The organism is Bacteroides sp. D55t1_190419_B8 (assembly GCF_015558905.1).
GTDB classification, from domain to species: Bacteria; Bacteroidota; Bacteroidia; order Bacteroidales; family Bacteroidaceae; genus Bacteroides; species Bacteroides vicugnae.
This window is the reverse complement of sequence record NZ_JADMOU010000018.1, coordinates 1-19495: the sequence shown is the minus strand read 5'-3', so window position 1 is coordinate 19495 and position 19495 is coordinate 1. Positions and strand designations below refer to the sequence as shown.

The 19495-nt window shown below is 39.0% G+C and carries 16 protein-coding genes and 1 pseudogene; 5 read left to right on the top strand and 12 right to left on the bottom strand.

All coding sequences use genetic code 11. The annotated features are described in order from the left end of the window. Positions 1-82: 82 nt before the first annotated feature. The 4 genes from I2I13_RS15370 to I2I13_RS15355 all read right to left on the bottom strand — a co-directional run bounded on the left by I2I13_RS15370 (position 83) and on the right by I2I13_RS15355 (position 4476). Positions 83-709, bottom strand: coding sequence for a porin family protein (locus I2I13_RS15370; RefSeq protein ID WP_004307005.1), 627 nt, complete (start codon positions 707-709; stop codon positions 83-85). 15 nt (positions 710-724) lie between these two features. Continuing rightward, complete coding sequence (locus I2I13_RS15365) at positions 725-1360, bottom strand: DUF4136 domain-containing protein (protein WP_074558601.1); 636 nt, start codon at positions 1358-1360, stop codon at positions 725-727. Between the two features lie 223 nt (positions 1361-1583). Next, positions 1584-1937, bottom strand: a complete 354-nt coding sequence (locus I2I13_RS15360) for a MarR family winged helix-turn-helix transcriptional regulator (RefSeq protein WP_148367106.1) — start codon at positions 1935-1937, stop codon at positions 1584-1586. A gap of 31 nt (positions 1938-1968) precedes the next feature. Continuing rightward, a complete protein-coding gene (locus tag I2I13_RS15355; RefSeq protein ID WP_195649915.1) occupies positions 1969-4476 on the bottom strand; it encodes an FAD-dependent oxidoreductase in 2508 nt (835 codons plus the stop codon). A gap of 129 nt (positions 4477-4605) precedes the next feature. On the opposite strand from I2I13_RS15355, the gene I2I13_RS15350 reads away from it, so the two are divergent. Further along, a complete protein-coding gene (locus I2I13_RS15350; protein WP_195649914.1) occupies positions 4606-5946 on the top strand; it encodes a sigma-54 dependent transcriptional regulator in 1341 nt (446 codons plus the stop codon). A 36-nt stretch (positions 5947-5982) separates the two neighbouring features. On the opposite strand, the gene I2I13_RS15345 is transcribed toward I2I13_RS15350, so the two are convergent. After that, entirely contained in the window at positions 5983-7296 is a 1314-nt protein-coding gene (locus tag I2I13_RS15345; RefSeq protein WP_195649913.1) for an aspartokinase, read from the bottom strand. 215 nt (positions 7297-7511) lie between these two features. Between I2I13_RS15345 and I2I13_RS15340 the strand changes: the two are divergent. Both I2I13_RS15340 and I2I13_RS15335 read left to right on the top strand, forming a co-directional pair. Then, positions 7512-7967, top strand: a pseudogene (locus I2I13_RS15340) (MATE family efflux transporter); the annotation flags it as partial. Positions 7968-8009: 42 nt separating this feature from the next. Then, positions 8010-8717, top strand: coding sequence for a TIGR02757 family protein (locus tag I2I13_RS15335; protein ID WP_195649912.1), 708 nt, complete (start codon positions 8010-8012; stop codon positions 8715-8717). Positions 8718-8810: 93 nt separating this feature from the next. On the opposite strand, the gene I2I13_RS15330 is transcribed toward I2I13_RS15335, so the two are convergent. From I2I13_RS15330 to I2I13_RS15320, 3 genes are all read right to left on the bottom strand, one after another. Continuing rightward, a complete protein-coding gene (locus tag I2I13_RS15330) occupies positions 8811-10097 on the bottom strand; it encodes a leucine-rich repeat protein (protein ID WP_195649911.1) in 1287 nt (428 codons plus the stop codon). 11 nt (positions 10098-10108) lie between these two features. Continuing rightward, on the bottom strand, positions 10109-10513 hold the full coding sequence (locus I2I13_RS15325) for a hypothetical protein (protein ID WP_195649910.1): 405 nt from the start codon (positions 10511-10513) through the stop codon (positions 10109-10111). A 162-nt stretch (positions 10514-10675) separates the two neighbouring features. Next, entirely contained in the window at positions 10676-12331 is a 1656-nt protein-coding gene (locus I2I13_RS15320; protein ID WP_148367112.1) for a hypothetical protein, read from the bottom strand. A 264-nt stretch (positions 12332-12595) separates the two neighbouring features. Between I2I13_RS15320 and I2I13_RS15315 the strand changes: the two genes are divergently transcribed. Together I2I13_RS15315 and I2I13_RS15310 are read left to right on the top strand one after the other, a co-directional pair. Then, positions 12596-14482 carry an McrB family protein gene (locus I2I13_RS15315; RefSeq protein WP_195649909.1) on the top strand — a complete coding sequence of 629 codons (1887 nt, stop codon included), beginning with the start codon at positions 12596-12598 and terminating at the stop codon, positions 14480-14482. 3 nt (positions 14483-14485) lie between these two features. Then, the gene (locus I2I13_RS15310; protein WP_195649908.1) at positions 14486-16792 is read left to right on the top strand and encodes a DUF2357 domain-containing protein; all 2307 of its coding nucleotides are present in this window, start codon (positions 14486-14488) and stop codon (positions 16790-16792) included. Positions 16793-16805: 13 nt separating this feature from the next. Here the strand turns inward: I2I13_RS15310 and I2I13_RS15305 are convergent, their stop codons facing one another. The 4 genes from I2I13_RS15305 to I2I13_RS15290 all read right to left on the bottom strand — a co-directional run bounded on the left by I2I13_RS15305 (position 16806) and on the right by I2I13_RS15290 (position 19184). Beyond that, positions 16806-17489 (bottom strand): hypothetical protein, encoded by a 684-nt coding sequence (locus I2I13_RS15305; protein ID WP_229128654.1) that lies wholly within the window; start codon positions 17487-17489, stop codon positions 16806-16808. A gap of 12 nt (positions 17490-17501) precedes the next feature. After that, the gene (locus tag I2I13_RS15300; protein WP_195649906.1) at positions 17502-18335 is read right to left on the bottom strand and encodes a hypothetical protein; all 834 of its coding nucleotides are present in this window, start codon (positions 18333-18335) and stop codon (positions 17502-17504) included. Continuing rightward, a complete protein-coding gene (locus I2I13_RS15295; protein ID WP_009000142.1) occupies positions 18295-18552 on the bottom strand; it encodes a DUF1653 domain-containing protein in 258 nt (85 codons plus the stop codon). The genes I2I13_RS15300 and I2I13_RS15295 overlap by 41 nt, the downstream gene beginning before the upstream one ends. Positions 18553-18674: 122 nt before the next feature. After that, positions 18675-19184, bottom strand: a complete 510-nt coding sequence (locus I2I13_RS15290; RefSeq protein WP_195649905.1) for a hypothetical protein — start codon at positions 19182-19184, stop codon at positions 18675-18677. Positions 19185-19495: the final 311 nt, after the last annotated feature.

Here is a 19495-nt window from a genome sequence, read left to right as displayed (position 1 = left end):
GAAAGGTAAAAGGTGCCTATATTAAAAGCTACCTTTTACCTTTTTTATTATTAACGTAATATTCTGATAGTTGCAGTTCTTTTTAGAACGATACACCCAAGCGGAAACCGAAGTTGCTCAATCCGTCTACACTGTAATGCAGTACGTCAGCCTTGTTGGTACCATAGCTGTAGTACAAAGCAAAGTGCAAGCCCGGTCCGTAAACCCATGGGAATACATTGATACCTACTTCAGGAGAAGCGTAGAATCCCCAGCTGTTTTCTCTTGCTTCCAGCATATTGAAGTTAGAGCGGACTTTTGCATATTCAGCACCTAATTTAGCACTGACATAAGGTTGGAAAGACCCGCCACGATTCCACTGGTAACGTGCAGCAGCACCGAAAGGCAATTGGAAAATAGTATGCTGTTGGTCGGTAGTAACTTCACCGGCACCCATTTGGAAGGTTTCGCGGCCTACATATTCGTGGTTGCTGTGATAGTTCAGGAAAAGACCCAAGCCAATGTTAGGAGTAACGAAATAACCACCTTCGAAGTTCATACCCCAACCGCTTGCTTTATCTGCAAAGTGATTACTTAATGGAGCGTTGAACTGCCAGTCTATATTCGCATATCCGTTGTCTGATAACTGTGCCTTAGCCGGCATAGCGAAGGCGATGGCAATAGCCGCCAAGGCTACTACCTTGAAGTATATATTTTTTCTTGTTTTCATAACAGTTGTAGTTGTTTATTTGTTAGTAAGATAAGGTGACTGAGTGAATGATTGGTTGACAGCTTCTACTGCGAGAGTGCGGTTGATAGCTTTGGAACCAGTCTCAAATCCGGTCAGATAACTTGTCCATACAACAGGCAGTTTTTTACTGTCCCCTTGTTCAGCTTTCAAGTTCACCATTTCTGTCAGGAAGGAGTTAGTACTATAACTGTAAGTTACAGCGTACGGGTAGTACCATCCGCCACCCCAGTTGCCACCCCAGTAGCCAGGTCCCCAGTATCCGGGATAACCCCACCACCATTCAGGTTGTGCGTAGCTGGTGAAATAATAAGTACTTGCGATGTAGCTCACTTGGATACCAAGATCTGCACTTTCCTGGTCGGCTGCCGCTTCGTAACCTCTAGCTTCCATATTGTCTGTATAAGCAGCCAGAATTTGTTCTGCGCCTTCGCCTTCGAGATATTCCGGTTCTTTACTGTCACTAATCACCAGAATCTGGGGTGCCAGATAGAATGTAGGAACTTTGAAATCGGCTTTCTTGTCGTAGTTAGTGTATACCAGATAATTGTCATCCAGCTTACCCATGTCCGGGTCTTTTTCACATGAAGCGAGTGCAAAGACCGCCAATAAAATAGGAATTAATTTCTTCATATCTTTTATAATGTTTAGGTTATATAAAAATCGCGCCCAGGTACCTTGGGCTTTTGATAGAAACAACAAGAAAGGTGGAAAAAGGTTCAGATGGAAATTTCTTTTGCCGGAAAATTAACATATATCTTTTGCCCTGTTTAAAGAAAAACGGTGAGCACTCTGCCCCATTATCAGGGAGTTTGCTCACCGTTCATTATTTACAGATAATTGTTTGAAAATCCGTTTATTTAAACAGGGGTTTAAGTAGATCGGGTATCTCTACCTTATCAAGTTCCAGTTCATTTACTCGTTGCTTGCCCGTATGGGTCAGGTGGAAGTACATCTGTCTCCGGTCTTCACTTCCGAGCGACCGGATGATCAGCCCTTTTTCCTCCAGTATTCGCAGCATTTTGGATGTGTGTGAGGGGCTTAGCTCGGTTTGCTTGGACAGATTGGTAGCCGTCACTTTCTCCGATGCCTCTTTGAGGGCACACAATATCATTGCTTCATTTAGCGTTATCTGGTACATTTTTTCAAATGCTGTTTCAAAGTTTCCCATTGCTTTGAATACATCACGCATTGCACATATTGTTTTCATACCTTATTTGAATATTTTATTAGTTCATTTTTTAAATAAATAGATTAACGTTTGCGTTATCCGCCCGTTCCATATACGTTGCTACGCCGCCAATGGTCACCTCATCCAGAAGTTCTTCTTGTTTTACTCCCATCACATCCATTGACATCTGGCAAGCGATAAATTCCACACCGTTTTCCAAAGCTTGCCGGCGCAAAGATTCCAGTGAATCAATCCCTTTCTTGTTCATGATATACCGCATCATTTTTCCGCCCATTCCGCCCATGCTCATCTTAGAAAGTTTCAGTTTCTTGGAGCTGGAAGGCAGCATCATACCAAACATTTTTCCGAAAATATCCTTTTCGGTTTCCGGTTTGTGCAACTTCTTGATAACGTTCAGTCCCCAGAAAGTAAAGAAGATGGTGACTTTTTGTCCTGTAGCCGCTGCGCCGTTTGCCAGTACAAAAGTAGCCAAGGCTTTATCCAAATCATCACTGAACATGATGAAGGTTTTTCCTTTGCCCTCACATGAAGTAACAATATTGCACGATTTTGGTTCTCCTTTTTCTATGACAACAATAGATTTTCCTCCGGAGGTATCTTTCGAAATCAGTTGATTACCCGTCGAACTGCACCATGCGGCGGCGTCGCGCGGAAAACCGGGATCGGTAGAGGTGATTTCCACCCGTTCGCCTGAAACCAGTGTATCCATTGTTTTCTTCATTTTCAGAATCGGACCGGGACATTGTAACCCGCAGGCATCCACCCGGACTGTTTTGGCGGGGGTAGCGGAAACATCAGTTGCAGCAGTAGTGACGGGAGCTGTAGAAACGTTGGGCTGACTGGCTTGGGAAGAAGTTTCCTGCTGTATGGGTGATTCGTCTGTTTCGTTTCCATTTTCTTCCCGTATGATGATGGGAGCAGTGGCAGCCCGATAAGTCTTTAACCCTCCCGAGAGATTACGTACCTTGTCAAATCCGTGTTGTGTCAGTATACGGTAAGCAAGATAGCCCCGTAGCCCCACCGCACAGAATGTATAAATCATTTTATCTTTCGGCAATTCTGCCAACCGGTCGCGAAGTTCATCCAACGGAATATTCACGGCACCCGGTAAGCTACCCAATGAGAATTCATCCGGGGTGCGGACATCCAGCAGGAATTTATTTTCCATTTCAATGTCCCGCAGTTCTCTCCAGTATACAGGATTGGTTCTACCTGTGATTATGTCTTCAGCTACATATCCTGCCAGTGCTACCGGATCTTTGGCCGAAGAGAACGGAGGAGCATACGCTTGTTCAACTTTCATCAGATCGTAGATTGTTCCCTCGTGCTTGATGACAAGTGCGAGTTCGTCAATCCGTTTGTCCACCCCATCGTAACCGACGATTTGTCCGCCATATAATCTTCCTGTCTTTTTATCGAAAGTGATTTTAATGCTCATCGGCATGGCATCCGGATAGTAGCCGGCATGGGAAGCGGGATGAATGGTAGACGACATATAGTCTATCTCTTCCTGACGCAGACGCTTGCCGGGTAAGCCGGTTGAAGCAACGGTCATGTCGAAAACCTTTGCGATTGAAGTACCGATAGAGCCTTCGTAAGGAATCTTTGCTCCGAGGACATTGTCCGCAACGATACGTCCCTGACGGTTGGCAGGTCCGGCGAGATAGTTGAGCCAGGGTTTGCCCGTGATCGGGTGGCGGAACTCGATCGCGTCACCGATAGCATAAATAGACTCGTCAGAGGTTTGCAGGTAATCGTTTACGGCGATACCTCCTGCAGGGCCGATAGTCAGTTCGGCAGCCCGTGCCAGATTAGTTTCCGGGCGGACGCCGATAGATAGAATAACGATGTCGGCAGAAATTGACAGGCCATTCTTGAAAGTTACTTTCAATCCTCTTCCATCCCGGCTAAAAGAGGCGACAGCTTGTTCCAAGTAGAGGTTTACTCCTTTATCCATCAGATGTTGGTGAACAAGTGATGCCATCGAAAAGTCGATAGGGGCCATCACTTGATTGCCCATTTCCACAATCGATACTTTCGCTCCCTGTGCCTGTAAGTTTTCCGCCATTTCAAGGCCGATAAATCCGGCTCCTACGACAACAGCTTTTCGTGGGGCGTGGTTCTTGATATATTCTTTGATCCGATCTGTGTCGGTGACATTCCTTAGTGTGAAGATTCCACTTAGGTCGATTCCGGGAAGAGGGGGGCGTACCGGAGAGGCTCCGGTAGATATGACTAACTTATCATAGCTCTCTTCATAAGTATCTTCACTGCTTTGGCGGACAGTCACTGTTTTTCTTTTCCGGTCAATGAAAATCACTTCATTTTCTGTGCGTACATCTACGCGGAAGCGTGTAGAAAAGGCTTCGGGTGTTTGCACGAACAATTTATCCCGTTCCTCTATCACTCCTCCTATATAATAGGGTAGGCCACAATTGGCATATGATATGTACTTTCCTTTTTCTAAAAGGACAATTTCAGCTGTTTCATCTACTCGTCTGATTCGGGCAGCAGTGGTGGCTCCTCCTGCAACTCCCCCAATAATAATTATTTTCATCTGTTTATAGCGTAAATAGTTTCCTGCGGAAATAACAAACTGTATCGAAGAAATGTTCATGGATTCAGATAAAAAAACTATATTTGCGCACCCTGTTTTTCATTCTTCTATTTAATGTAGATAAATTGTATGAGTAAAATTCTTATTATTGACGATGAAGTCCAGATTCGCAGTCTTTTAGCTCGTATGCTGGAACTTGAGGGCTATGAAGTGTGTCAGGCAGGTGATTGCAAAGCTGCCATCAAACAACTGGAAATTCAATCGCCCGACGTAGCTTTATGCGATGTTTTTCTTCCTGATGGAAACGGAGTGGATCTGGTGTTGAACATCAAGAAAATAGCTCCCAATGTAGAGGTGATTCTTCTTACTGCTCACGGCAATATTCCCGACGGGGTGCAGGCTATTAAAAACGGTGCATTTGATTATATAACAAAAGGAGATGATAATAACAAGATTATCCCTTTAATCAGCCGTGCCGTGGAGAAAGCAAAGATGAATGTCCGTTTGGAAAAACTGGAAAAGAAAGTCGGGCAGATGTACTCGTTCGATTCTATTCTGGGTGAGTCAAAGGTGTTGAAAGAGGCTGTATCTCTGGCGCAGAAGGTATCTGTGACAGATGTTCCCGTATTACTGACGGGGGAAACAGGAACAGGAAAGGAAGTTTTTGCGCAAGCTATACATTATAGTAGTAAACGGAGCAAACAGAATTTTGTGGCAGTCAACTGTTCGTCTTTCAGCAAAGAATTGCTCGAAAGCGAGATGTTCGGACATAAGGCTGGCTCGTTTACCGGTGCGCTGAAGGATAAGAAAGGACTTTTTGAAGAAGCTAATAACGGAACGATCTTTCTGGATGAAATCGGAGAGATGGCTTTCGAACTGCAGGCAAAGTTACTGCGTATCCTTGAAACGGGAGAATATATAAAGATCGGTGATACCAAGCCGACAAGAGTCAATGTGCGTATCATTGCTGCTACCAACCGCAACCTGCAGGAGGAGATCAAAGCAGGACATTTCCGTGAAGACTTGTTTTATCGTCTTTCGGTTTTTCAGGTGCATCTTCCTTCGCTCCGTGAACGTACCGGTGATATCCGGATTCTTGCAACTGCTTTCGCCAAGAGTTTCTCCGAAAAACTTTCGTATGCCATCAATGAGATGACTCCCGCTTTTCTGGAAGCTCTGGAACAACAGCCGTGGAAAGGGAACATCCGTGAATTGAGAAATGTGATTGAGCGTAGCCTGATTGTATGCGAAGGGGGACGGCTGGATATCTGCGACCTTCCTTTGGAAATCCAGAACACTCATTATGAATGTTCGGACGATAGTGTAGGCTGTTTTGAGTTGGCCGCAATGGAACGCAGACATATTGCACGTGTGTTGGAATATACGAAAGGGAATAAAACGGAAGCTGCCCGTTTGTTGAAAATCGGACTTACCACCCTGTACCGGAAGATAGAGGAATATAAAATCTAAGCATACATTTCCGGTTTCTTTTTATCCGGCTTTGAGTCAGGCTGCGCACTGACTCTCGAAAAATTGTCTGGACAGTGAACTAATCAGTCTGTTTTTATCTGTGGTATGTACAGATAGTGTGAAACAATGATCGCTTCCTCCATAAGAAATGAGAGATATGGGGATATCTTTGATAGTATCCATAATATGACTTTCTACTTGTGTGCGTTCCCAATGAAGGGAGCCGATGATATGTATCACAGACATATTTTCGTCCATAACCATTTCGGCATATTTATGTAGTTCCCTTTGAATGATTCGCAGGGTGTCCCGGCTGGCTGTCAGCATCATCGAGATGGATACATTGGATGAGGCCATTGAGATGACATTGATTTGATATTTGTTGATAACTTCCAATATCTTACCCATAAACAAATATCCGGGCAATACATTTAATGAGGTAAAACGTACAAAGGTAGCCGAATCCTGTGAGAGGATGGCCTTGACACTGTTGCCTGTGTCATGGGAAGATATATAGAGGCGTTCTGTTGACAGATCGTGTGTATCGGTTAGGCGGATAACTATATTAGAGCGTGCCGCAAGGGTGATACAATCTGCGTAGAGCAGGTGTACTCCGCTGTTAATCAGTTGTTCGGCTTCTATGTAAGTTAGTGAATGTTGTTCTCGCAGGCAATTCCGGTTTGCGTAGATATGATTGATAGGGGTGGATAACAGTATTTCGTCCGCTTTGAATAGGGTGGCAAGCACTGTTGCATAGTAATCGTTGCGTTGTTCGCTCATGAAGTCTATTTCACCATACACATTCCTGCAAATGGAAAGTGGGGCGATAAAAATATCTACATTCCGGTTCTCGTCAATGTATTGTTGGATAGATTCCTGAATATATGGGATATCCGGCTTTCTTTCCAGATTGATCTGTATAAGTTTGCCGGTATCTAATGTTTGGGCACGAAGACCCTGTTGATGTAAGCAATAAGTGAATAAATCACTGGATAATCCGTATACTTCCGCTTTTATCATTTTATCAATCAGTAAATCTGTTTTGTCTTCTACAAGTATATGTATTTTCTTTATGCATTCCAGAATCCGGTTTTTAATTTCCTGATTTAGGTGCGAATCTGTAATGAGATGATTGGCAAGGGCACAGCAATATGTTTCGATGGCATTGACTGTGGCATGAGAAGCTTCATCTTCTTCGTGAAACCAACTGATGGAAATAGCCTGTAACCACTCCTGTAATTGTGCCAATATAGGGACTACAGCTACATAAGGATGTTCTTTCTGAATACAATTGATTACTTGCTTCATTTCATCCTCATCTTTAATTTTCTCGAATTTACAAACTTTCATTGTTATCTGGTTATTTATTGGTTACTACTCTTTTCAAAATGATATGCCCTTTTTCAAAAGAGAAAGATATTTAAGAATCATTCTTTAGCTTTAGAATATAGTATATCTCTATAAATCAATCTGTTAATATTGTAATCAATGTTTTTAATACATCTCTTTACTATAAGTAATCTGCTAATACCGTACCACATTGTGATATAAAGTAAGATTTATTATCTTTGGTATCCACTACGGGAGCGTTAGTCAGTAATTTGATTGGAGCAGGAGCGGGGAAAGAACTTTTTCCTGTTTGTCGTAAAGTTCTTAAGCTGGGCTATGTGGTGGGACTTCCGTTGATAGGGATAGCTCTTTGGAGCAATCAATGGATTGTCGGATTTTATACGAATAACGATAATCTGGTGAGATTAGCTTTCTATCCTTTTATAGTTATGCTGTTGAATTATACTTTTGCACTGCCCGGATATGTTTATATTAATGCTGTTACCGGTACAGGAAAGACGCAGCTCGCTTTTATCTTCCAGTTAATCACTATTCTGGTATATTTGATTTATCTGTATCTGTTAAGTGAATGTTTTCATGCTTCTCTGACTGTGTATATGACGGCAGAATATCTGTTTGTTATTTTATTAGGGATACGATCCGTCATTTACTTAAAGAGGAAATCCAACTAGAATATGTACTTTTGTGCTTTCAATACTTGATACTTTCTCAAAATGACTGAAGATATAAAGAATAAACTTTTGATGTGTGCGGAGATTTATCATCGTGCTGACTTTATTATAAGTGATCCGGTGCAGTTCCCTCATCGATATACGTTGAAACAGGATATTGAAATCAGTGGTCTGTTGACGGCAATTATGAGTTTTGGCAATCGCAAACAGATATTGAAGAAGGCGGACGAACTGCATAGATTAATGGGAGATTCACCTTATCAATATGTATTGTCCCGCCAGTGGGAGAAGGATTTTCCTTCGGGAGCGACCAATAGCTTTTATCGGATGTTGTCGTATGCTGATTTTTATGGATACTTTCGGCGATTATATACAGCTTATACACAGTTTGAAAGTCTGGAGGAAGCTTTGATGTTATATCCCGGAATACCAATGGAAAAGTTATGTGCATTTCTTGAAGTCTCTGCCAAAAGTCCTCAAAAGAAACTGAATATGTTTTTGCGTTGGATGATTCGTCGGGATTCGGAGGTCGATTTGGGGATTTGGGAAAGTTTTGATCGCAGAGATTTGATTGTTCCTTTAGATACACATGTCTGCCGGGTAGCGCATTATTTCAAGTTGACAGATACGGAAACTTTTTCTTTGAAAAATGCCCGTCAGATAACGATGGCATTGGGTGAGGTCTTTCCGGAGGATCCTTGTTTGGGCGATTTTGCCCTGTTTGGATTGGGAGTGAATGGGGAGATTTAATATATGTCCTAATAAAATGAATTTTTCGATTATAATCGGAAAAGTGGATGTTAAACCAACTTTTGGGATTATAATCGAAAAAATAGAGAACTGTTAAAACGTTGTTATTTTGTTTGTGAAATCCCTCCAACCATTTGCATTCTTGTATTTTTCCACAGATCCGGCAGGAACACGAATGACAGTAATATCGTCCGGGAATCCGTACCATATTTTTTCAAATACCTGCGGAGGTGTTATCCCTTCTACCTTTACTTCTTTAATACCTGTATTATTGAAAGCTGAAAAATTAATCTGTGCGACGTTTGACGGAATGGTTAGTTGAGTCATTTTTCTATTACCACCCAGTAATCCCTGCCCCAATATACGAATACTTTTAGGGATTTCGAAGTGAGCTAATTTCGGACATCCTTCAAGGCAGTAGGCGTGAATCATAGCCTCGGGATCATCATTGAAAACGGTTCCGTAGGTTGTCACTTCCGTTAATTCCGGACAGTAATAAAAGGCTCTTTGAGCTATAGTTGTAATACCATTCGGCAGCTTCACGGTCGTAATACCACTTTCCCGAAATGCTTCCAAACCTATTGTTCTTACATTTTCCGGAATCTCAATCGTTTTCAGTTGGGAAGTATTAAGAAATGCCTGCGCATCGATTTCCTTCAGTGTCACAGGTAACAGCACTTCTTCAACGCCTGCATATACAAAAGTGCTGGCGGGAAGTTTGGTGAGCTTAGTCCGGCTCAAATCTGCTTTTCTCAGATTCCGGCAATAATAGAATATGTTTTCTTCAAGTTGTTCCAGAGTCGTCGGAAATACAATTTCCTGAACGGTTGAATTAAAGAAAGCCATATCTCCAATAGATCGCAATCCTTCGTTGAGTACCACCTTGTTTATTTGACTACCTCTGAAAGCAGCCTTAGGAATTGACTTCACACTATTGGGAAGTGTGATTTCATTATGTCCTTTCAAAACTTCCGTCAATACTCCATTTTCTACACGGACGGGTGAAATCTGAACGGAAAAGCTTTTCTGTTTTCCTTCTATTGTGATGGTTACTTCCTGTTTTTCGACAGGCGCAGATGAAGAGAAACCACTAAGCTGTTCCGGAGAAACTTTCACAGGTCGTTGTTTCCCGTCATCATATTTTCCTGTCACGTTAAGGCCGGTTAAGTCTATATTCTCTCCTAATGCATAAATTGTTTTTGCGGGCAATTGTTCTATGGAGAAATCCTCAAGTAAGGCTCCGGTGGATTCAGAAGGATTTTCAGCCGAAGGTGAATCTTTCTTGTATTCATCATTTTCGGTGCTGCAACTTAATAATACAGCTCCTAAAATTATTTGCAAACAAGATGCCACAACTATATAGAGTCTAGTTTGTTTCATGTGCTAAAAGTTTAGTTAGGGAATTGGGTTAAACGTATTTCAATTTTTATGACTTTTCCGGCTTCTACAGTTTTGCCGGCAGACCATATCTGGTAGTTGTCGGGACCGCCTCCTTTTTGTACCACGAATGTCAGTAACCGTTGCGATTGTGTTGCGAACCATTCTTCGCGTGGTAGTACAAAGGTTGCTATACCACTTTCATTTGTTTGGATGACTGCAGTAGGTCGGGTTAAATTATCTTTTTCAAAAATCCTATAATCTTTTTCATTATACATTTTCACGGGAACATCCGTTATAATTTTTCCATTCTCATCATAAACGGCTACTATTACCTTAGCTTCTCTCACTTCTTCATTTCCTTTTTCGCATGCTACCATGAAAAGCATGGTGCATAGTAGAATAACAATCTTTCTCATAATCTTTTCTTTTTTCATTTTTTCGAATGCAAAAATAGTAAGATCGCATCAATTTTGAGTTATGAAGTAATCTGATAAATCTAACACTTTGTTTTTGAATATGTTGGTATTCAGTGTATTAGTTAAACTGTGTTTTGGGGATTTCTAACACTGGTCTAACACCTATCCGAAAAGTGCTAAAAACAGGTCTTTATTAGTGGATTCTGCCGATTTGATACGTGATTTGAGTCGTGATTTACGGGCATATACATTAGCAACGGTATCTTTCATAAACAAACTGATTACTTGTGGAGAAAAACCTACGAAAATATAGCAGAGCAACCGGATGTCAGCTTCTTTCATTGCCGGAAAATCATTCCGTAGTTTTTCCATAGCATTGTCATGGCAGGTGTTCACGATAAGTTCCAGCTCTTGCAGCATTTCATTGTTCTCTGCAAAATCAGTGATAATCTGTTTCACTTCGTGGAACATGGCTGCCTGTTGCGATGCAGTATTCTCTCGCTCGTAGTAAGTTTTTCCCAGTTTGTCAATGATGTCAAAGCGTGAAGCTACCAAACCTTTTAAATGATTTTCCGCATTCTGCTGTCCTTCCATGTATTCTGTCAAGGTTTTGTATTGAGAGTTGGCTTCTTCTGCCAATAGCAGATAGCGGTCGGTACGTTCGCGTTGCAAGCGCAGACGTTGGCGGATGATGTAGTATGCTACCCCTATTATCAGAAGAATTACGGTTGCTACGGCAATCTCCCAAATAGTACGGTTCTTCATCCGGTATTCGGCAAATTTGGATCGTTCCTTGAAATAATCACGTTCCACCATACCGGCAGAGAATTGCATATTCGAACGTGTCAGTGAGTCAGTCAGATAGATATAATGATGTATCTTCTCCGTCGCTTTCTCGAAGTTCCTGGCCTGTGCTTCAATCCGATAAGCGGTATATTGCAGGTCTGCCATATCACGAATATCGGTTGTGTGTGCTTCTGCGAGTGCCAGATAGTAGCGTGCGCTGTCTATACGGTTCTTTAGAAGATTCACATCTACTAATGTATGATATCCGTATAACGTATCTTGTCGGGCAGAGAGTTCGATACGTTGCAGCAGGTCATGAGGAATCTGTTTTTTGCTTGACACCACATAAAGAGAGGCAAGATTGGTGAGACTGGCTTTGGCTAACTTATCGTACTTGTGCTCATCAGCTAAATCAAGGGCGGCAGAATAGAGCCGCATAGCTTTCTCTATATCTTTCGAATGAAAAGTTGCGGCTGCCATATCAAGAGTTGATTCTGTTTCTTCGCGAGTGTTATCAGATTGTCGGAAGTTATTGCGAGCTTCGCGAAAATAATGATAAGCCCGGCTATAGTTCATCTGTTCATAATACACTTCACCGATCTGCCTGTATAAAAGCCCTGCATAATAAGGTTCATTGGTATCTTTCAATTTCTCTTCAACTTTCAGGAAAAGGCGTAACGCTCCCGGCTTGTCTCCTGCGCGCAGTTTGACTTTTCCCCAATAATAGAGAGTTTTGCATTGACTGCGTAAATCTTTGGGATGATGTTTGTAATACTCCCAAGCCCGACGAATCAGCGAATCATTTGTTGCTTTGATATGATTTTTGTCTAAAGCTTCGGAATAAAGCAACGCATATCTGGCCTGTTCAGCCTGACTGCCTTCTGATTTGAGTTGTTGTAATATTGTTAAGGCACTATCCGGCTTATTTTGTAACAGTGCTTCCGCCTCGTCGAGCCGGGAAATCTGTTCTCTGTTATAGCATCCTGTAAAAAAGAGAATAGCTAATAGTATGAGTATAATTCTGCATTTCATGCTGTGAATGTAACAAAAATATTTTGAATGTAGTTTGGAATCGTCATATCTTTTTTGAGAACTATCGTGTACATGCATCTAAATATAGGCTATATGTGATTTTATATTGGAATTATTTCTGTATATATTGTGGATTATGTGTATTTGAAAACAATTCTCTTAAATAATAATTGTGATTTATCCGTTTTTGGTTTGATTTATATAAATAATTTGTACTTTTACGATGATTTAGTTAGGATATTTAAAAGTGTAAATAACTTTATTATGAAAGAATTACCTAGAAACATAAAACGTGATGATATTCTTCAGGGTATCCGTAAAATAGAAGAAGAAGGTATTCCACCTCAAGCTCATTCGTCCACTTATGATCTGTTATACAATGGAAAAAGGTTTCCACCTAAATTGGTTTTGGCTTATGCTAATATTTTTGCAAATGGAGAAGAATTAGATCGTAATGAATTTGAAGGCGGAAAAGGTACTACTTGTTTTAAGATATTGAAAGATAATGGTTTTAAAATAGTTTTGAAGAGCGAATCCAATTCTATATCGGAAACATTAGTAAAGTTTTTGGAACAAGCTAAAGGTAATAGTTTGAAAACCAAAGATTATATAAGGTATTTTGATGATTTACAAGTGAAAGTAAGTTTTGGAATGGCCAGTTTAGCACGTGTACCATGGATTTCTTTTTTAGCACAGGGACAAAAAACAAGTAATGGAATATATCCTGTATATCTCTTTTATAAAAAATATAATATTTTGGTATTGGCTTATGGTGTCAGCGAAGGGACTGTGCCAGTTGTTACCTGGAATTTAGATACTAATGTAGAAACGATTAATTCCTATTTAAAAAAAAGAAATATAATACCGGATAGATATGGAGATTCTTATGTTTATGCGGTGTACGATACAACCAAACCTTTGAATTATACTTTAATTGAAGAAGACTTGAAAAGAATAATAGCCCAGTATAAGAGCATAGTAACTTCAGATAAAAACTCGTTGATTGCTTTATCAGGTCAAAGTAAAAAGTACGACGAAAAAGATTTTGAGCCTGAATCATTTATGAGTGATTTAAATTCTACAGGGCTTGTTTTCTCATCAGAGTTTGTTTCTCGTTTTATTTTGTCATTGTTGACAAAACCTTTTGTTATTTTAAGTGGTTTAGCTGGTTCTGGTAAGACACAATTAGCTATGATGTTTGCAAAGTGGATTTGTGAAGATATAGATAAACAGGTTTGTATGATTCCTGTTGGAGCAGATTGGACAAATCGAGAATTCTTGATTGGATATCCCAATGCACTGGAAAAAGGGGCTTATGTAAAACCAGATAATGGAGCATTGGATCTTATAATAGAAGCAAACAAGAATCCAAGAAAGCCATATTTCTTAATTCTTGATGAAATGAATCTAAGTTATGTTGAACGTTACTTTTCTGATTTTTTGAGTGTAATGGAGTCAGAAGAAGGGATTCCTTTAATGAAGAATTGTGTAGATAAAGAAATTACTTCTATTATAAAATTGCCTCGTAACTTATTTATTATAGGAACGATTAATGTAGATGAAACGACTTATATGTTTAGCCCTAAGGTTTTAGACCGTGCTAATGTCTTAGAATTTCGTATTATGGAGAAGGACATGAAAGATTTCTTGCAGAAGCTTCAGCCTATTCATAAAGATATTATCAATAATAAAGGCGTTGAGCAAGCAACTTCCTTTGTGAATATGGCAGTTAATTCTTGGGACTTGCAAATTCCTGAAGAACGTAAAGCGTCTATTATTGCTTCTTTAGAATGTTTCTTTTATGAGTTGAAAAAGATACATGCAGAATTTGGGTATCGCACAGCCTGTGAGATTTTTCGATTTATGGCTTTAGCAGAGAAAGTTAACACAAAGTTGGAAGGTGATGCTATTGTTGATGCCGCAATTATACAAAAATTGTTGCCAAAACTACATGGTTCTCGTAAGAAAGTGGAACCTGTACTAAAAGCATTATGGAATCTTTGCCTTGTTAAGGGCTCCGAGTTAACCCTGGAAAATACAATAGAGTTTGTTCACAATGACCAATTTAAATATCCGCTGTCTGCAGAAAAAATATGGCGTATGTATTGTGTAGCGTTGGATAATGGTTTTACTAGTTTTGCTGAAGCATGATGTATGGATGAGTTATCAATACATATTGCTTTAAATAATGGTGATTGTATAACCTTATATGTTTTTGCTAGGCGAAAGAATACTTTGTTTAAAAGTGAGGATGCCAAAGAATATGGAGAATCTCCTTTTCAATTACAAGAAGGTTGTATGTATGATTTTGAGCTTGATAAGAATAGCTACTATTTACAAGAAGATAGAGATATTTTAACTAATAGCAAAAGTCGCCAAGCGATTAGTCGTGGATGTATATCTACAGGAATTTATGTGGGTACATATAGTATTGATGTTTTACAAAAAAAAGATAATAAAAAGGTAGGTGAGGTTGTTTTTGAGATTCGTTCTGCCAAAGTCGGTTATCGTGATGACTACCGTAGAATGTTAGAGGATATCACAGAGTTTTGTACAGAACTACTTATGCAGCAAAGTTCCCCTGTGATACAACGTTATGAGGTAGATATAACTAAAGATCCTAGATCAGATTATCAGCGTTTTGCTTTTGTTCGTTCGCTTGTTGATAGCGACTCTTTTGCAGATGCGATGTATCAGATTCAATTGTCTCCAGTTAAGAGATGGATTGATTCAGAAGAAGAAAGACAACTTTGTAATGTAAAACGTTGGGGGCAACATACGCTAAGGCAACTTGCTCATGCAACTAATAGAGTTTCTTTGTCTAATCAACATCCTTTGAAAGATCGTTTCGATACATTGCCACGCTGTGTACCTGTTGCTTTTAGAAAAGAAACTGCCGATATTCCAGAAAATCGTTTTATAAAGCATGTATTGTGTTCATTTTTAACATTTTGTTCTTCTATACAACATCATTCTAAGGCTAGACAACGATTAAAACAGGAAGCTTCTTTAGTTTGTGAGAAGTTGTTACAGTATCTGTCATATCCTTTGTTCCGCAATATTTCAGAAATAAATGTACTGCCTTTAAATAGTCCAATTTTACAAAGAAAAGAAGGGTATCGGGAAATCTTTCAGAAATGGTTAATGTTTGATATGGCTGCTCGACTTACTTGGCAAGGTGGTGAAGATGTGTATGGAGCAGGAAAAAAGGATGTTGCCAGATTGTACGAGTATTGGCTTTTCTTCAAATTATTAGATGTTTTGAGCCAGAAGTTTCACATTCCCTCAAAAAGTAAAGAAGAGCTCATTGATTGTAGTAATGAGTTAAACCTAACCTTAAAGCAAGGTAAAATGATTATGTTGAGTGGCATATATGAGACAGATAGTCGTAAATTAAATATATGTTTTTCTTATAATCGAACTTTTAGTTATACAGATAACTATCAATTATCAGGAAGCTGGACTCGGAATTTTCGTCCCGACTATACATTGACAATATGGCCAGGAGACATAACTAGTGAAGAAGCTGAACGAGAAGAGTTGATTACGCATATACATTTTGATGCGAAATATAGAATAGAACAATTATTTCTTCGTGACAATACAAATAAGAATAATGATGAAGTATCCGATGACTTATCGGAGATGAAGCGAGAGGAAGAGCGAGGAACTTATAAGCGCGCTGATTTATTAAAAATGCATGCCTATAAAGATGCTATTCGAAGAACAGGAGGAGCTTATATCCTTTATCCAGGAACAGAAAATCAAGTTATTCATGGCTTTCATGAAATCATTCCTGGGCTAGGAGCCTTTGCTATTTCGCCTAAGGATTATGATAAGAGTATACAGGCTTTTCTAACTTTTTTTGATGATGTAGCTGATAATTTCTTAAATCGCACCTCTTTACGTGAGAAGCTAGCTTATCATACATATTCTATATTGAGTAAAAATAATAGTCGTAGTTTACGTGAGCCTTTACCGGAACCTTATGGGAAAAATCGTGATTTATTACCTGATGAGACATACGTCTTAATTGGGTATTATAAAAATGAACAACAATTAGATTGGATTCTAAAAAGAAAATTATATAATACTCGTACTGGTAGTGCTAATGGTTCTTTACATTTGAGTAAAGAGGTTATATCTGCGCGTTATTTATTGTTACATGGAGAAGGAGAATTATTGACTGGAAGATTATATAAATTGCTTCCTAAAGGGCCTCGGATCTTTTCGAAAGAGAAGTTGGAAAAAATAGGGTATAAAGAACCTTCGGGAGATTACTATTTAATTTATAATATAGAAGGAATACCTGAACCTGAATTTGAAGGCATGAAATGGGATATAAGGCTTTTAGATGGATATAAGAAAGGAAATTTGTCAGCAAGTGCTTTTGCTGTTTCGTTGGCTGATTTGATGAAAGTTAAAGTTTTTAATAAATACGAGTATACTAATGAAATTTAATTTCCCTGTTTTGTTATAGCGCCATTCGTTCCTTGACAAGATTGGGTATATATCTATTTTTTTCATGTATATCACCTAATCCGAGTTTGGGGTATATCATTCCACCAACTCCGGGTAATACACTTCCTTGCGCATCTTTGGATGTATCGATAGCAAATGTCAGAAATTCGAATTTATTGCTTATAGATTCAGGAAACTCTTTTTGCAAGTTCTTTTGAGCATCCTTATACATTACTGGAGATAATATATAAATATTAAGCGGGTTCATTTTTTCCACCAATCTGGTTAGTTGTGTTTTTACCACACAGGAACTGCTTATAATTGATTTTACAACAATTAGAGTTTGACACTCTTCAATCGGTTCTATATAAGATTTTACAATCGGACTATATTCCAATTTTGTTGTTTCATCCAAAGTGATTCTCTGATTCCAAAAAACGGCTAATGCAACATTTTTCTGTGAAATAGAGCTTAAAACACCTTGTGCCAACCAGTCAGCATCTTCTGATGCACATGCCAGCATGGTATTTCCATACCTGCTATGTTTCTTTTCATCCAGCAAAGCTCCTAGTGCTTTGCCTAGTTTGTAGAAGGTATTACGATAAATTTCAATTGAGGTACTGGGATTGGATAAGATATGCATCAATTGAATAATATCTCTGTTCTTTTCGTATGTTATATTGGTATAAGTTCTCATATTCATTTTATTTCAACTTAATAATTCCATTAAATCCCAAATATTTGCAGGATTGGCTTTCTGTAACTTTTGTTCAATTTCGCTTGTCCAGACAACCTCTCCATTCATGTTGTGATAGTTCCAGTATACAGTAGTCCCTTTTTCAAGAAAACTGATTCCAAACTGATTTAAGAGAATCTTGCATTTTTCTGATATTTCAACGTTTGGATATGTTTTTATGTTCACATACCCTTTACCTATTGAATGTACAATATCCAAAATCTGTTGTAGAGATACACTTTCTTGTTCAACAGAATTCCATGCTCCTAAAATAGCAGCTGCAATTCCAAATAATTCATCATTTTCTGCTTGTTGTGATACCGTTATTTGCTGGATTGCTTCCTTAAATATAGGATGTGATAGAATTAATTGGTTGATACTAGAACAAGAAGGAAAATATTCTGATGTTGTATACGAACTAATTTCAGAAGGAATAGTAGATACTGAACTATTAGGATTTGAATAAATTAGTTTCAGTTTGAAGTTCTCGTTTCTTTCTGACGAAATCTCTGTTTGTCTTTTAAAATCATATTTTAACTTACTAGTTTCCCATGTTAAATCTTTCACATCTTTTAGTTGATGATAGGTTTTATGAGCATTAGGTTCTTCAATAAAAAGATCATCAACAAAGGCGTCATGTAGTTGTGTCGTTAGGTGGACGTTACTTAATTGGGTAATATATTGATTCATAAATGAAACAATTTGGTAAGTTGTGTAGTAGCTTTCATAGATAGCTCCTTTGCTATTATTTTTCCCACCTTTGTGTTTATTCTTCAGATATTTCTTTTCTTTCTGGGTAATAGGCATATATTTCTTTTTCTGTTATTTCTTTAAAACGATCTATTTTAATACCATTTCGTACTATCTTATCAAAAAACATAGTTTTAGGACGAACCCATATTTCATGCTTACCATATAGTGCCTGATAAACAACCATCTCTTCAAGTGTCTCACTATGCTGGGCAATACCCAGCATTTTATACAGTCCACCTTTAAAATGAATGAAATATCGTTCTTTTTCCATAATACTACCATTGTTCTTATGCAGGTATAAAAGTAGTAAATTCTTAGAAAATAAGAGCCGGTTGTTTCTGATATTTTTTTTTTTAACGTTGTATAACCTGTCGTTGTTAAATGATATCGCTATTAAATAAGGTATGATTTCTTCGTAGCGTCATTTTTCATTTTCTTCCTCCACCTCTGAAACCCTCTCATCAAACTTTCCTCTTCCACTGATTCCACCATATCGTACTTCACCACGAACTCATGCATTGACTTTATATACATCACCCCATTTTTGAACTTATTTTCTAGTAGGAATGAATAAAGCTCCGCTTTCATTTCCACCTCAATTTCCTTTTCAATAATAAAGATACTGTCCTGACCGAAATAATTATAAACTTCCGGATTCTTTCCTTGCCTTGGGCTGGGAAGAACAAAAGTGATATTTCCTGTTTCTTTCCAGGAGAGGCCTTGCGGATGGGGAACGGATAATTGATGTAAGAAGTGATAAATGGGAGTGAGGTGGGAGAGGTGGATTGGAATAGGGAGCCTTGAAGGCGGATTGTTGTGCGATAGAGGTTCTGAACTTAGTCCGTACCGGACATACATATACTTCGCCAGATATGGCTTAATGGCAAACGTAACTGTAACCATGGGATTTGAATTTTGAATTGTTGAAATTTCTTGTATGCTAATTGCCGCTTGAGTCGGCAGATTCCGTCGTGTTTGTTAGAGAAAATTCCATGGGTACGGGGACGGAATTTTAATTTAGTAAGAAGTTGAAATTCAAATGGTTACAAATGATGGCTTTCCTTTAAAACCAACGGGTCGTTCCTTTAAAAGGAACGACCCGTTGCACACCGAGGAATGACCTCTTCCTTTTAAAGGAACGAAATAGGGCTTCGTGTGCCCCTTAGGGCATATGGAGCCTTTGTTGTACGTTTTCTATTTTTTATGGGGGTTAC

What these genes read in the sequence shown, in the direction of transcription:
- I2I13_RS15295 (WP_009000142.1), bottom strand. Translation starts at nt 18,552, where the DNA reads ATGGAAAAAGAACGATATTTCATTCATTTTAAAGGTGGACTGTATAAA.
- I2I13_RS15345 (WP_195649913.1), bottom strand. Translation starts at nt 7,296, where the DNA reads ATGAAAGTTTGTAAATTCGAGAAAATTAAAGATGAGGATGAAATGAAG.
- I2I13_RS15300 (WP_195649906.1), bottom strand. Translation starts at nt 18,335, where the DNA reads ATGCCTATTACCCAGAAAGAAAAGAAATATCTGAAGAATAAACACAAA.
- I2I13_RS15335 (WP_195649912.1), top strand. Translation starts at nt 8,010, where the DNA reads ATGACTGAAGATATAAAGAATAAACTTTTGATGTGTGCGGAGATTTAT.
- I2I13_RS15290 (WP_195649905.1), bottom strand. Translation starts at nt 19,184, where the DNA reads ATGGTTACAGTTACGTTTGCCATTAAGCCATATCTGGCGAAGTATATG.
- I2I13_RS15355 (WP_195649915.1), bottom strand. Translation starts at nt 4,476, where the DNA reads ATGAAAATAATTATTATTGGGGGAGTTGCAGGAGGAGCCACCACTGCT.
- I2I13_RS15310 (WP_195649908.1), top strand. Translation starts at nt 14,486, where the DNA reads ATGGATGAGTTATCAATACATATTGCTTTAAATAATGGTGATTGTATA.
- I2I13_RS15350 (WP_195649914.1), top strand. Translation starts at nt 4,606, where the DNA reads ATGAGTAAAATTCTTATTATTGACGATGAAGTCCAGATTCGCAGTCTT.
- I2I13_RS15370 (WP_004307005.1), bottom strand. Translation starts at nt 709, where the DNA reads ATGAAAACAAGAAAAAATATATACTTCAAGGTAGTAGCCTTGGCGGCT.
- I2I13_RS15315 (WP_195649909.1), top strand. Translation starts at nt 12,596, where the DNA reads ATGAAAGAATTACCTAGAAACATAAAACGTGATGATATTCTTCAGGGT.
- I2I13_RS15325 (WP_195649910.1), bottom strand. Translation starts at nt 10,513, where the DNA reads ATGAGAAAGATTGTTATTCTACTATGCACCATGCTTTTCATGGTAGCA.
- I2I13_RS15360 (WP_148367106.1), bottom strand. Translation starts at nt 1,937, where the DNA reads ATGAAAACAATATGTGCAATGCGTGATGTATTCAAAGCAATGGGAAAC.
- I2I13_RS15320 (WP_148367112.1), bottom strand. Translation starts at nt 12,331, where the DNA reads ATGAAATGCAGAATTATACTCATACTATTAGCTATTCTCTTTTTTACA.
- I2I13_RS15365 (WP_074558601.1), bottom strand. Translation starts at nt 1,360, where the DNA reads ATGAAGAAATTAATTCCTATTTTATTGGCGGTCTTTGCACTCGCTTCA.
- I2I13_RS15305 (WP_229128654.1), bottom strand. Translation starts at nt 17,489, where the DNA reads ATGAGAACTTATACCAATATAACATACGAAAAGAACAGAGATATTATT.
- I2I13_RS15330 (WP_195649911.1), bottom strand. Translation starts at nt 10,097, where the DNA reads ATGAAACAAACTAGACTCTATATAGTTGTGGCATCTTGTTTGCAAATA.